Origin of the sequence: Paenibacillus campi (assembly GCF_034659835.1) — a bacterium.
Taxonomy (GTDB): domain Bacteria; phylum Bacillota; class Bacilli; order Paenibacillales; family Paenibacillaceae; genus Saccharibacillus; species Saccharibacillus campi.
In genome coordinates this window covers 731,404-744,364 of record NZ_JAXSQZ010000002.1, presented here as the reverse complement: position 1 = coordinate 744,364, position 12,961 = coordinate 731,404, and the positions used below count along the sequence as shown (strand labels likewise).

Sequence of the window (12,961 nt, the reverse complement as noted above, 5' to 3'; positions counted from 1 at the left end):
ACTTGGTCAATGTACTACGTAGTCGCAAACGAAAAACTGGCTGCCCCATTTCAACTTGCGTCATACGCTCGTAATGGGCAACCAGTCTTATGCATTTTTCAGCCTATACGAATGATACAACCCTATCTACATCTCGCTGATACAGTTGGCATTCGCACTCTAACTCCAATCATTCGATCCTTCCCAAATTGCTCTATAGTTGTATTTCAGCATCAATCATCGGTGCGAATTACGCCGTGCTTTGTTTGCACTTCAGCATCGCCGCGAATTTTGATCGCGGATGTGTTTTCGGTAAACTGGACGATCAATACTTCGCCTTTATCCAGCTTTTCCGTATGATGAAAGCGGGTATCGCGTCCGCGTGTCAGACCGATCACCTGTACGCCGTTATCTTTTGCTTTGATCACAACATATTCGCTATTTGTGTAATTGTTGGTCGAATCCATCCTGCTCCTCCTTCCGCCTGCGGCGGGATTGGTCATCGTCTGTTGCTCCCTCTCTATCATACCGAACGGTTTCGTTCCCGGCAAATGACAATCTGACAGCAACAGATGCAAAAAGACCGTGAACAATTATGATCACGGTCCCTTTCCTGAACATGGAATATGTACAGCTTATTTAATTCCATCTTTCAAAGCTTTACCAGGCTTAAACGCCGGGATTTTGCCTGCTGGGATTTCAATTTCTTCGCCAGTTTGCGGGTTGCGACCTTTACGGGCGGAACGCTCGCGCACTTCAAAGTTACCGAAGCCGACCAGTTGTACTTTATCACCGTTTTGCAGTGCGGTGGAGATCGCTTCAAAAACAGCTTCAACTGCTTTTGTTGCCTCTTTCTTTGGCAAGTCGGTTTTTTCAACCACTTGTGTAATCAAATCCGTTTTGTTCATCTTGTGTCACCTCCTGGAGTAAAATAGAACATTGCCACGTACTATTGGTTTTCGTAAATACGAAAATATACGTAAACGTTGCGAATTGGACGATTATAGTTAAGCTGCTACAAACTGCGGCAAACAGAACAAAACTATAGTAATACAGCCATCCTATAATTTCAAGCATTTTGCTGTTTTTTCCATTACCAATCGCTCAAATCGTCGTCCTGCTGCTGCATTTGACGTCGAATCGCCTGTTTTAAACGATCTTCAGGCAAATGAATCACTGCTGGGCCTACAATCCGTGCCTGACAACCAAGCCGTGTTGTGCGTTCATCCACTATCCCGAGCTTACGGCACTCGACTTCGGCAGGCTCTGACAGACCGTCCTGCTGTCCATTGTGCGGTTGCTCTACCTGGACTTTACACATTAGACATGCCGCACGACCATCACAGCGCACAGGCAGCGATAAGCCTGCAAGGCGAACGGCTTGCAGCACGGTTGTACCGCGTGCAATCGAAACCGTTTTACGTGCAGGCAAAAACAAAATATTTTCTTTTGGCATCGGACTCATTCTTCACCCCTGTTCCAAACCCGCCAGACGCAAAATACGCTGGATCAGCTGCGGATGAAAGCCGTTATGATCGATCAATTGCCGCACCAGTGCTTCATGCTGATGAGGCTGCTGGCGCATATGTGCGGATATCGCCTCATAGCGATCAGAACGATCGCGCAGCAGATTGAAAATAAGTTCATGCGAAAGCGGCATCAGACGGATCGACACGCCACCGACCGCAACAGGCACAGACGCCGGATATAGCAACTTGTCCACATGTACCCGATAATACGATTCGCGTGCCCGTACTTCAAAGTCACCGACCAGTTCTACCGTACAAGCTTCTGTTTCATAGTGACTCAACACCGAGCGGTACATACGTGTTTCATTAAGCTGAGGTCGATCCAATACATGCAACGATTGCGCCAAAGCATTGTGTAGCTTCGGAATTGCCGCAATATCGGCATATAGATCGATATCACGCGGCGCTCGTTCCAGCTGGATACCTTGCAGTAGCAAGCTACAGCTTCCGCCGAGCAACCAGTTTGTGTGCGGAGCAGACGGATTTAGCACATCGGCAAGCTTTTCCAGCGCCGCCTGTAATAACGGTGGCAATGCTAGCGAATGACCAGGCTTAGTCATTGTACTCTCCCCTTCCGCAGCCCAGGACAATAGCGTTCCATTAAGAATGCCACTGCTTCCAGGTTTCAAGCTTCATCGATTCCATTTCGTTTTTTGGATCGCGTCCCATTAGTGCTTCTACCGCTGTACGCGGGTCTGCCTGCTGAAATAGTACACGATACAATTGCTCTGCAATCGGCATCTGCACCTCATAATGACGCGACATATCATGGGCAGCCTGCGTACTACGTACGCCTTCCACGACCATATTCATCGAGTTCATCACTTCATCAAGCGATTTGCCTTGCCCGAGCATATAACCGGCACGCCAGTTACGGCTATGCTTGCTCGTAGCCGTAACGACCAGATCACCAATGCCTGCCAGCCCGGAAAAGGTTAACGGGTTCGCGCCCATCATACTGCCGACACGAATCATCTCCGCCAGCCCACGCGTCAGTAGAGCTGCTTTGGCATTGTCGCCAAATCCAAGCCCGTCAACCAGCCCGGCTCCGAGTGCAATAATATTTTTCAGTGCACCGGCAAGCTCCACGCCGATCGTATCCCGATTCGTATACACCCGAAAATATTCTTCATTCATAAACAGCGTCTGTGCCGCAGATGCCGCCTTTTCATTAGCAGAAGCGACAACAACGGTCGTTGGCATACGTTTAACGACTTCCTCTGCATGGCTTGGACCGGAAAGTACAACGACGTCCTGCTCCGGCATATCCAGTTCTTCGCTGATCACTGTGGACATGCGTTTGAGCGTGCCGACTTCAAAACCTTTGGTCGCATGCACACATAACATATCACGCTTATACAATGGCTTTAACTGTTGACATACATCACGCATCGCTTTGGAAGGTGCCACAATAATGACGGCAGCCGTCCCTGTCATCGCTTCCTCCAAATTGGAAGTCGCTGTAATCGATGCCGGCAAAACCGCATCCGGCAAATAACGATCATTACGATGATTCGTATTGATCTCTGCCGCCTGTTCGGATGTACGTGTCCATAGCGATACCTGAAATCCGTTATCCGCCAGCACACACGCAAGTGCGGTTCCCCAACTTCCAGCTACCAGAACAGTCACCTTATCAGACAACGCCAGTTCCTCCCTTGCTCGCTTTGGAGCCAAGTTTGCTTTCCGTGCCTTTGACAATACGCCCGATATTCGCGCGATGACGCCACACCGCCAGCGCCCAGATGACAATGCTGGCGACTACAATTGGCGTTGTATAGCCCATAATGAGCAACACAACCGGTGTTAACGTCACAAAGATTAGCGAACCGAGCGATACATAACGGGTAAACACAATCGCCAAAATCGCAAACACACCCGCCAGCAACGCCGGCACGAGACAGAGCGTAGCCAGCACACCAATCGTCGTCGCAATCCCTTTACCACCGCGAAAATTAAAATAAATCGGCCAGTTATGCCCCAAAATGGCGGCAAGACCACATAGCGCCGGTACCCAGTAATCCGGTGAAGCATTCAACCCTACGCCGATCCAGACGGCGGCAACACCTTTTAGCGCATCTAGCAGCAATACGCAAATCGCCGGGCCTTTACCTAGTACACGCAGCGTATTCGTTGCGCCGGCATTACCGCTGCCATGATCGCGAATATCGATGCCTTTAATCCCTTTAGCAATCAAAACACTAAAGCTGATCGAACCGAGCAAATAACTGATCACGATAGCCAACACAGATAAGATCACGTGCTTCTCTCCTTATTCGTCCGACGATTTGCGCCGGGTAAAGATGCGAATCGGTGTGCCCGTAAAATCAAAAGCGGCACGGATTTTATTGTCTAAATAACGCTCATACGAAAAATGCATCATTTCCGGCTCGTTGACGAATACGATAATCGTGGGCGGCTTCACCGCAACTTGCGTCACATAGTTAATGCGCAGACGTTTCCCTTTATCTGTTGGCGGTGGATTGATCGCAATCGCATCGGATACAACATCGTTCAGTAAATGCGTTGGAATACGCAGTGCATGCTGCTCAGCAACTTGCTTCACGACTGGCAACAGCTTATGAATACGCTGTTTGGTCAGTGCGGACAGGAAAACGATCGGTGCATAAGACATAAAGAGGAAATGATCGCGAATCGTCGTTTCAAAACGTTGCATCGTTTTGTCATCTTTTTCGACTACATCCCATTTGTTCACTACAAAGATCGCCGCTTTACCCGCTTCATGCGCATAACCGGCAACATGTTTATCTTGGTCGATAATGCCTTCTTCGCCATTGATGACCATCAATACAACATCCGCACGTTCGATCGCTTTCATCGCACGCATCACGCTGTATTTTTCGGTATTTTCATACACTTTACCGCGTTTACGCATACCTGCGGTATCGATCAATACGTAACGCTGACCATCTTTTTCAAATGGTGTATCGATCGCATCACGCGTCGTGCCTGCCACATTGCTGACAATAACACGTTCTTCGCCCAAAATCGCATTCACGAGCGATGATTTACCGACATTTGGACGACCAATCAAAGCGACTTTGATCACATCTTCATCGTACTCATCGTCTTCTAGCTCAGGCAGCTTGTTTACGATCTCATCCATCAGATCGCCCATGCCGCTACCATGACTGCCGGAAATACCGATCGGATCGCCAAAACCGACATTATAAAACTCATAAATATCGTTCATCCGGTTCATATTGTCCACTTTGTTGACAGCGACAATAACCGGCTTGCCGGAACGATACAAAATTTGTGCAACTTCCTCATCCGATTGGGTCAGTCCGGATTTGACATCACACATAAATACGATCACATCTGCTTCTTCAATTGCCAGTTCTGCCTGTACGCGAATCGACTTGAGCATCGTATCTTCGCCGTCCACTTCGATACCGCCGGTATCGATCACACTGAACGCTTTACCGTTCCATTCGGATGTACCATATATCCGATCACGGGTCACTCCCGGTCGATCCTCTACAATTGCCAACCGGTCACCGATCATCCGGTTAAAAATCGTTGATTTCCCAACATTGGGACGGCCAACGATAGCCACTACGGGTCTTGCCATAGGTATGATTCCTCCTGTTCGTTCTTTCCGTTAACCATCATAGCAAAAAACGCCTGTGTTGGCTAACAAATATGCTGTTTGATCGCGATTATCGTATGACTTGAGGATATTTGTACATATAAAAGCAATAATCGGCGAACCCATTTTCGGATTCGCCGATTATGCTGCTAGCCTGCTGCTTGTGTCCATGCTGTAAGCATGGGGGGCAAGGCAGGGGTCGTATTGGTGATTCATTTAAAGATGGGTAAACCGGTTGAAGCATTCCAGTTCACAGCGAGCAAGCCAAGCGCTTGCTCTTTACTTAAATTTGCTTAGTTTATCACCGAACAAGTCGCCCAGTGTTACGTTCATACCTTGGTTGCTCAAGGAAACGTTAGGGTTGTTCAGTTCTTCTTGCTTCGGAGCTTTGGATTTGTTTTCTCTTGGTGCTTTTGGCTCGTCAGCAGGCGCTTCCTCAGTTTCTTTGATGCTCAGGCTGACACGTTTTTCGGAAGGGTTGACGTCCAGTACTTTAACTGTAACGGTTTGACCTTCTTCCAGTACTTCTTGCGGAGTACCGATGTGTTTGTGGGAAATCTGGGAAATGTGCACCAGACCTTCTACACCTGGAGCGATTTCAACGAATGCGCCGAATGTTACGAGGCGTTTTACTTCGCCAGTAACAACGTCACCTGTATGGAATTTGTCAGCAGCGCTTTCCCACGGACCTGGTTGAGCAGCTTTGATACTCAGGCTGATTTTGCCTTTTTCCGGATCAACGCGCAGCACTTTTACTTTGACTTCGTCGCCTTCGGACAGCACGTCAGCTGGCTTATCTACATGCGTCCAAGCGATCTCGGATACGTGTACGAGACCGTCTACGCCGCCTACGTCAACGAATGCGCCGAATTGAGTTAGACGCTGAACAGTACCAGTCAGCTCTTGACCTTCTTGCAGGCTTTCCATGATGGATTGTTTATTCGTTTCGTATTCAGCTTCCAGCACGTCTTTTTGGGACAGGATCACTTTGTTGTTTTCACGATCCAGCTCTTTTACTTTAACGCGCAATGTGCGGCCTTTGTAATCGCTGAAGTCTTCAACAAAATGACGCTCTACCATCGATGCAGGAATGAATCCGCGCGCACCAACGTCTGCTACGAGTCCGCCTTTTACAACGTCAGACACGGTAACTTCGAATACTTCGCCAGCTTCAAAACGCTGTTCCAATGTTTCCCAAGCGTTTTCGCTGTCGATTGCACGTTTGGACAGAACGAGGCTTTCTTTGTCGTCGTTGATGCTGACAACCTTGCACTCTACTTCTTGGCCAACCTGTACCGCTTCAGCAGCGTTATCTACGTGTACTGAAGAAAGTTCACGAACTGGAATAATACCGTCATATTTATATCCAATACTTACATAAGCTTGATTATCTTCGATTTTGACGATTGTTCCGGTAACCGTGTCACCTTTGTTTACGGACACCACTTGCTCCAGTGCCTCCTGGTTAGTCACTTCGGTAGTTTCTTGGTTATTGTTTTCTTCCGACATGTCAATACCCTCCTCAATTCAAATCCCATTTATTTAAACTTGTCCATCCTAGAATAGAGCGTTTGCTTACTCCAATATGTCAAGTTCAAAACACTTATAATTGATTTTGATTTATGAGCTGACGAATCTCAGCCATAATTTTATCGGTCGCTTCTTCGGCTGTCCCCGTTGCGTCCTTGCCTTTGTAAGCGGTCAGATCGACAGGTGGGCCGTATACAACCTTAATTTTACTGAACAGCTTATACTGTCCGATAATCGCGACCGGAACGACGGCTGCATCGCTGCGCAATGCGAATACCGCTGCACCTTTTTTGGCAACCGCGCTTTGTGAGTTGCGTGTACCTTCAGGGAAAATCCCCATTATACCGCCTTCACGCAGCACCGTCAGCGCGATGCGGATCGAGTCTTTGCTAATCCCTCCGCGCTTGACCGGAAAAGCGCCAAGCTTGTCGATAATCGGGCCCAGCACTGGCACCTTGAACAATTCCTCTTTAGCCATAAAACGAACCGGACGCTTAATAAAAATGCCAACGATTGGCGGGTCCAAGTTGCTAATATGGTTAGAGCACAGCAACACTCCACCTTCGGCAGGAATATGTTCGGTTCCGCTGATCCGGATTCGGAATAATGCTCTGTACAGCAGACGAAGGACGGCGCGAGCGAATCGATAAAATGTCATCGGGTTTGCCCTGCCATTGCGGTATGAGCAAGCTCCAGTATGCGCGTTGCTACATCTTCAATGCCCATCGTTGTCGTGTCGAGCACGATTGCATCGTCTGCACAGACGAGCGGCGAAAATTCCCGCTGTTCATCCAGACGATCACGCTCGGCAATTTCTCGTTCGAGTTGTTCTAGCGTAATGCTTTCGGAAGCGTCCATTTCGGCAAAACGACGTCTTGCACGCTCCTGAACGGTTGCCGTCATAAATATTTTCAGTTCGGCATCCGGAAGCACATGAGAGCCGATATCGCGTCCGTCCATCACCACGCCTTTGCGTGAAGCCATCTGGCGCTGAATGGTTGACAATTGCGAGCGAACGCCTGCAATTTGTGCATATTGCGATACGCTACGATTAACCGCAAGGGTGCGGATATCGTCCGTAACATCGAGCTCATTCACCAGAACCTTTTGCCCGTTTTCATCGGGTATTAATTCAATTACTAGCTTTTGTGCTTCTTGAAGCACGCTTTCGGCATCATCAGGCTCAATGTTTAATTGAAGCATATGCCATGTGACAGCGCGATACATCGCCCCTGTGTCTACATAAACGTAGCCAAGTCGCATAGCGACCATACGGGCAATTGTACTTTTCCCCGCGCCGGCGGGTCCATCAATTGCAATGTTGATTTTCCCGTGGTTTTGCAAATCCTGGCGTTCCAATCGGGAACTCCCCCTCAACCGTATACTCCATTTCAATAAAAAAACAGGCAAAGCCTGCGTCAAGCAAATTATAACACAGTCGATACGAACATGCAAAAGCGTCTCCATTACTTATTACTTACACAATTCAAACGGTTTACTTACAAAATTAAAACGATCGCTCACAGCGGTAACGAATCAGCCGCTGACAATTCGGCTCTGTCATTGCGGTATATTTCATTGTGTAATCGAGCCATTTTCAACCATTATATAAAAAAACGGATATCACAACACCGTTTCCGGCTGTAAAATCCGTTCTGCTCGCAATCACGTATTCATTTCTTCTTCCCGTTTGACAAAACGCAGTGGTGAACGACTGTTCGCCCGGGCGATTTTGATCATCCCGCCATACCAGAGAAACAGCATCAATGGCACGATATACCATAACCAGTTTTGCGTGACCGTATTCAAAATAAAGTCGTATACACCATGCCAGAAAATCGGCAACACGAGCGACAATAAAATTACCCAGCGCCGTTTGCGCGAATTAGTGTTAAACTTCGCCTTGCCCATATAGTAGCCCATAATGACGCCGAATAGGGCATGTCCTGATACCGGCAATAGCCCGCGTCCAAGCAGCGACATAATCGACATCGAATTGTACAGCGCATATAACACATTTTCGAGCGTCGCGAAGCCGAGCCCGATCGCCACCGCGTACACGATACTGTCATACGGCTCGTCAAACTCGGTATGATTGTACAAAATATGATACAAAATAAACCATTTGATCGTCTCCTCCACCCCGGAGGAAATAATAAACGAGTCCACATATGGATTATTACCTAGCCCCAACAGGAGCGCACGCTGAATAATCATGATCGGAAACACGATCGCAATACCAAATACAAAAAAGCGGGCGACCAAATGCAGCGGCTCGGTGTCATACTTATCCTTCAGGTAAAAATAGATCAATAGCGCAATGCCCGGAGCAATTGCCGCCATCAAAACCGAAAATAAAGACACCCGTATACCCCCTCATTAATATAGCCCTGCGACCGGCAGACATAACCGTAGCATGCGAACAGGAACTCCTTCCGGTCGACTAAGACTATTTAAAATGAAGGACTACCCGGATGCCTTGTATTCAATCAGTCATTGCGTTTGAAATGCTCGCAAATGGTCTGAATGGCGTTCTCAGACATAACGACTTTTCCATATTCGTCCAGTACAGCTTCCGTCAGTGATGTCGCATCACCAAACTCCGCCAATACGGCGATCAACGCGGCATGCTTGGACATGTCCACATCCGCAGGATCAAGCGTGAATACCCACTGGTCTCTGTAATGATAAAGTCGACCGGCTTCGGTTACATTTTGCGATAATGTATGTGCCGCTTCGATTAACGTTTCAAAATCTTTAAAGGAATACGCGATAAAATCGGTTTCCTCCAATGTGACTTCCATTTCGTATATCTCATCTGCCAGATCATCTTCGTTCATCGTACCCAGATGCTGATCATATTTACCGCGCGTAACGATCACTACCATCCCTTGTGCCGGAAGCGCAAATACTTCTACAGCGAGTGGGCCGGTAGCATCAAAGCCAAGCTCTGTATAAGCTTGATCCATCATTTCAGTGAACAGGTCATGCACCTTGGGAATCTCCTGCCACATATCTTCCTTTTGAATCCCGCGCTCAGTCAGATCGTCAAACGTAAGGAAAATCCGTATTTTGTCTGAACTTAATCTTTCTAATTTCATGAGAGGATCCCCCTTAAAAACATAGGTTATGACCACAGTGAATGACCGGTCATTTCTTCCCTATTCATTTGATGATAAATATAGCGATGCTATATCTACTATGTTACCATTTATTATCCGCAAATGCACGTAATAAAACGCCTTGTACACAATTCCTTAAATTAACGCATTATTCAGTCATGATCTAGCGTTTATATGATTCATTATGGGAGCGGTAAGGTTAATAGGATGCCGTGCGTTTGTGAGCTGTAAAATCAGAGTAACAGTTGATTTTCTGTGCCTTTTATGGGTTTAATTTACATAGCGATACAGGCTCGCAAGCGCCACGTATCCCAATACATAACGGAAAAGAGCTGAATATGATGAAAAACAAAACGGTAGCATGTATGCTACTATCGCTGCTTATGCTATCGGCATGCAGCAGTCCGGCAACAAATTCATCCGCCCCGGCAGCATCCTCTGAACAGTCAACTGAAAGCGGTTCGTCCCCCGCCGCAACAGGCACGGAAACGAGCGGAACAAACACGCCTGCCGCTGACGATAAGGCGACTGGAAACGAAACGACAGCCGTGGATAGCACAGGCACAACCGATTCATCCGCAACCGGGCAAACCGGCAACGGCGGCGAAAATACAGCCGCAACTACCGACAACGCACAGGTCGCTTACACGTATCATATGAACAAAAGTTATAACATCGTGCCGAACGAGGAATCTGCGGCGACGCCGAAAAAAGTCGTGCTGCTCACCTTCGACGATGGCCCCAAAGACAAAAATATGATTAACAGTATGATGGATACGCTGGACAAACATCATGCCAAAGCGATCTTTTTCGTTAACGGCTATCGGATTAAAAGTCATCCTGAGCTGCTCAAGCTTATCCATGATCGCGGCGGTGTGATCGGCAATCATACATACGATCATATCGTGCTAAAAAAAGAATCAAAAGCGAAAGTGACCCAGCAGATCGAAGATACGCAAACATTGATCAAGCAAACGATTGACGTATCGCCGCGCTTTTTACGTGCACCTAACGGAGCGACCAATGATACGGTACATGAGCTTGCCAAAAAGCATAATATGCTTTATATGAACTGGTCGGTCGGCTCGCTCGATTGGGTCAATCAAAAAGACCCGGATGCGGTCATTACGAACGTGATGGATCAGCTTCATTCCGGCAGCATTATTTTGATGCATGAGCTGCCGTGGACGGTCGAGGCGCTTGACCGTTTGCTGACCAAGCTGGAGCAAAAAGGCTACAGCTTCGTCGATCCGAACGCCATCGACAACAAAGTGCAATAATGAACGTTTTTACTAGCGATTGTAGACACGATAATGGTCATGTGCACAGATTGCGCTCGCTCAAAGTTTGTTCACATGACCAAGCTTGCACATCATTCCTACGCAATTAACCGAAAAACGCAGAGCCGGACAATCGTCCGCACTCTGCGTTTTTAGCTATGTTTATCGCTCGTTTACATCATTAACTGCTGGAACCAGCTCCACGTCAGCGTAAAGCCGGAGAGCTTAAAGCCCCACCACAGCAGCATGCCGGTAAGCACAACAAACATAAAGATCAGGTAGCCGTAGAAAAATTTCGCCAGCTTGATTTTGCGAGACGGATAGATCGTGCTGCGGGGCGCGTATTGTTGATCGCCCTCTGCTTCTCCATCTTCTTCGGTCAGCTCCTGTTCAGTTGCTTCCCCATTTGGTTGTAATCGTTGATATGACGCTCTTTTTACCGTTTGTGATGAGCGGTTGCTACGACCTCCAGGCAGCTTAATGCGCCCGCTCGTAAGTAAACCTTCATCCCGATGTGTTCCATGACGTGCCAACCGGCTTAGACGTTCGCTCATTTTTCCCTCCGCAACGAAATAATCAGACCGGATATTAGGTCAATCATAAAATGACATAAAATTGGTGCCCATAATGTACCGGATTCAATATAAATATACCCAAGTGCATAACTACTGACGAATACCCAGCCTGTCGGAATCCAGTGACGCAAATAACGAAAATGAATCGCTGCAAACAAAATGCTCGTCCAATATGGTCCAAACGCATACTGAATCGCTCCGCGGAACAATATTTCCTCACAAATGCCAACCATAAGCGTAATAATAATAATATGCCAAAGCGGACGATGTTTGAAAATTAGCTCGTTAATGCCGCCATCGTCCATACTGCTCTCCGGCACGATGCGGGAAATAAACAGATCGACCAGCAACATCGCTGCGGCAAGACCAAGACCCCACCAAACAAACTCCATCCCTGACGGTAAAGACAGCAATGACAACGGATTGCGTCCCTGTAGCCAAATCCAGATACAGCCGACAAGCAGCGTCAATCCTTGCGTCAAATACAGATTAGCAAGCAAAATGCGATCCGTCAGTTGACCCGGCTGCACACGCTGTAATTTGAATGAACGAAACTTCTTCTTTTTCATAATCACGATCCTTTGGATGACGGAGCACACGGTGAGGTGACCGTTTAGTCTGTAAATAACTATTTCTAATACGCTCCAGATAGCAAGAAGTCGCACCGGCAGTCACCGCTTTATGTACTTCATTCGTGCACAGAATGATGAACACGACGTTGGATCGATGACCATCATGCACGTGTTCGTTTGCTTGTCGATCATGCCGCTGCTTTGCTATAAGGCGGTTACATTACCGCCATGTACCTGTTCGTTTAATTCCATGCCTAGACAGCAATATAGCATGCCGAGCATGTATTATAGCATGATCGGCTCGATGTTCGAAGCCCCTTTTTACAAATCGTTCGCTATGCCCAGATCAGCAGCAGCATGCAGCACCGTTCCGCCTATTTTTCCAATCTAGCATAGTTATGATTGTATTATCTCACACTACTGCGTTACAATAATAGTCAGACCGAGCGAATACGTATGTTTTATTGCATACTGCACTTTAATATTCGTGTTTTTAATTTAAAATCGTTATTGACATGCTATGTAACCCATGATACATTATGAAACAATTAAATCAACACGAACGCCAATGAAGGAGAAAAGCTTCAGTTCAGGTTTTCAGAGAGCCGGTGGTTGGTGCAAACCGGTAAGCCTGTCGTCGCTTTGAGCGCTCCGGAGTCACTGTATTGAACATCGTAGTAGGTACAGTCGGATGATCCCGTTAACGATCCGGTCAAGTTTTAGCTTGACCATAAGGCTTGTTCTTGTGAAAGAACAGCGAA

The 12,961-nt window shown here is 47.4% G+C and carries 15 protein-coding genes and 1 other annotated feature (1 of these 16 cut by a window edge); of the genes, 1 reads left to right on the top strand and 14 read right to left on the bottom strand.

Annotated elements, in window-relative coordinates; translation table 11 throughout:
* Window positions 1-212 precede the first annotated feature (212 nt).
* The 12 genes from mtrB to U1I11_RS08290 form a co-directional block, all read right to left on the bottom strand.
* The gene (gene mtrB / locus U1I11_RS08345) at window positions 213-446 is read right to left on the bottom strand and encodes a trp RNA-binding attenuation protein MtrB (RefSeq protein WP_322905564.1); all 234 of its coding nucleotides are present in this window, start codon (window positions 444-446) and stop codon (window positions 213-215) included.
* A gap of 168 nt (window positions 447-614) precedes the next feature.
* The gene (locus tag U1I11_RS08340; protein ID WP_322905563.1) at window positions 615-887 is read right to left on the bottom strand and encodes an HU family DNA-binding protein; all 273 of its coding nucleotides are present in this window, start codon (window positions 885-887) and stop codon (window positions 615-617) included.
* A gap of 185 nt (window positions 888-1,072) precedes the next feature.
* On the bottom strand, window positions 1,073-1,444 hold the full coding sequence (locus U1I11_RS08335) for a 2Fe-2S iron-sulfur cluster-binding protein (protein WP_322905562.1): 372 nt from the start codon (window positions 1,442-1,444) through the stop codon (window positions 1,073-1,075).
* Between the two features lie 3 nt (window positions 1,445-1,447).
* Window positions 1,448-2,068 (bottom strand): hypothetical protein, encoded by a 621-nt coding sequence (locus U1I11_RS08330; protein WP_322905560.1) that lies wholly within the window; start codon window positions 2,066-2,068, stop codon window positions 1,448-1,450.
* Window positions 2,069-2,108: 40 nt separating this feature from the next.
* Window positions 2,109-3,152: an NAD(P)H-dependent glycerol-3-phosphate dehydrogenase gene (locus U1I11_RS08325; RefSeq protein WP_322905559.1), complete on the bottom strand. Its 1,044-nt coding sequence runs from the start codon at window positions 3,150-3,152 to the stop codon at window positions 2,109-2,111.
* Entirely contained in the window at window positions 3,145-3,768 is a 624-nt protein-coding gene (gene plsY, locus U1I11_RS08320) for a glycerol-3-phosphate 1-O-acyltransferase PlsY (protein ID WP_322905557.1), read from the bottom strand. Before plsY ends, U1I11_RS08325 begins: the two co-directional genes overlap by 8 nt.
* A 12-nt stretch (window positions 3,769-3,780) precedes the next feature.
* Window positions 3,781-5,103 (bottom strand): ribosome biogenesis GTPase Der, encoded by a 1,323-nt coding sequence (gene der / locus U1I11_RS08315; RefSeq protein WP_322905555.1) that lies wholly within the window; start codon window positions 5,101-5,103, stop codon window positions 3,781-3,783.
* A 297-nt stretch (window positions 5,104-5,400) separates the two neighbouring features.
* The gene (gene rpsA, locus U1I11_RS08310; protein ID WP_322905553.1) at window positions 5,401-6,630 is read right to left on the bottom strand and encodes a 30S ribosomal protein S1; all 1,230 of its coding nucleotides are present in this window, start codon (window positions 6,628-6,630) and stop codon (window positions 5,401-5,403) included.
* 94 nt (window positions 6,631-6,724) lie between these two features.
* Window positions 6,725-7,309: a lysophospholipid acyltransferase family protein gene (locus U1I11_RS08305; protein ID WP_322905551.1), complete on the bottom strand. Its 585-nt coding sequence runs from the start codon at window positions 7,307-7,309 to the stop codon at window positions 6,725-6,727.
* On the bottom strand, window positions 7,306-8,010 hold the full coding sequence (gene cmk / locus U1I11_RS08300; RefSeq protein ID WP_322905549.1) for a (d)CMP kinase: 705 nt from the start codon (window positions 8,008-8,010) through the stop codon (window positions 7,306-7,308). Before cmk ends, U1I11_RS08305 begins: the two co-directional genes overlap by 4 nt.
* A 306-nt stretch (window positions 8,011-8,316) precedes the next feature.
* A complete protein-coding gene (prsW, locus tag U1I11_RS08295) occupies window positions 8,317-9,015 on the bottom strand; it encodes a glutamic-type intramembrane protease PrsW (protein ID WP_322905547.1) in 699 nt (232 codons plus the stop codon).
* 125 nt (window positions 9,016-9,140) lie between these two features.
* Entirely contained in the window at window positions 9,141-9,752 is a 612-nt protein-coding gene (locus U1I11_RS08290; protein WP_322905546.1) for a genetic competence negative regulator, read from the bottom strand.
* A 359-nt stretch (window positions 9,753-10,111) separates the two neighbouring features.
* Between U1I11_RS08290 and U1I11_RS08285 the strand changes: the two genes are divergently transcribed.
* Window positions 10,112-11,053, top strand: a complete 942-nt coding sequence (locus U1I11_RS08285) for a polysaccharide deacetylase family protein (RefSeq protein WP_322905545.1) — start codon at window positions 10,112-10,114, stop codon at window positions 11,051-11,053.
* Between the two features lie 173 nt (window positions 11,054-11,226).
* Here the strand turns inward: U1I11_RS08285 and U1I11_RS08280 are convergent, their stop codons facing one another.
* Entirely contained in the window at window positions 11,227-11,607 is a 381-nt protein-coding gene (locus U1I11_RS08280; RefSeq protein WP_322905543.1) for a hypothetical protein, read from the bottom strand.
* Complete coding sequence (locus tag U1I11_RS08275; RefSeq protein WP_322905541.1) at window positions 11,604-12,197, bottom strand: type II CAAX endopeptidase family protein; 594 nt, start codon at window positions 12,195-12,197, stop codon at window positions 11,604-11,606. The genes U1I11_RS08280 and U1I11_RS08275 overlap by 4 nt, the downstream gene beginning before the upstream one ends.
* A gap of 562 nt (window positions 12,198-12,759) precedes the next feature.
* Window positions 12,760-12,961: a binding site (T-box leader), on the top strand (it continues 34 nt past the right edge of the window).

Bases quoted from the DNA above. Each gene is read 5' to 3' on its own strand.
- mtrB (WP_322905564.1), bottom strand. From the start codon at position 446: ATGGATTCGACCAACAATTACACAAATAGCGAATATGTTGTGATCAAA.
- U1I11_RS08340 (WP_322905563.1), bottom strand. From the start codon at position 887: ATGAACAAAACGGATTTGATTACACAAGTGGTTGAAAAAACCGACTTG.
- U1I11_RS08335 (WP_322905562.1), bottom strand. From the start codon at position 1,444: ATGAGTCCGATGCCAAAAGAAAATATTTTGTTTTTGCCTGCACGTAAA.
- U1I11_RS08330 (WP_322905560.1), bottom strand. From the start codon at position 2,068: ATGACTAAGCCTGGTCATTCGCTAGCATTGCCACCGTTATTACAGGCG.
- der (WP_322905555.1), bottom strand. From the start codon at position 5,103: ATGGCAAGACCCGTAGTGGCTATCGTTGGCCGTCCCAATGTTGGGAAA.
- rpsA (WP_322905553.1), bottom strand. From the start codon at position 6,630: ATGTCGGAAGAAAACAATAACCAAGAAACTACCGAAGTGACTAACCAG.
- U1I11_RS08305 (WP_322905551.1), bottom strand. From the start codon at position 7,309: ATGACATTTTATCGATTCGCTCGCGCCGTCCTTCGTCTGCTGTACAGA.
- U1I11_RS08290 (WP_322905546.1), bottom strand. From the start codon at position 9,752: ATGAAATTAGAAAGATTAAGTTCAGACAAAATACGGATTTTCCTTACG.
- U1I11_RS08285 (WP_322905545.1), top strand. From the start codon at position 10,112: ATGATGAAAAACAAAACGGTAGCATGTATGCTACTATCGCTGCTTATG.
- U1I11_RS08280 (WP_322905543.1), bottom strand. From the start codon at position 11,607: ATGAGCGAACGTCTAAGCCGGTTGGCACGTCATGGAACACATCGGGAT.
- U1I11_RS08275 (WP_322905541.1), bottom strand. From the start codon at position 12,197: ATGAAAAAGAAGAAGTTTCGTTCATTCAAATTACAGCGTGTGCAGCCG.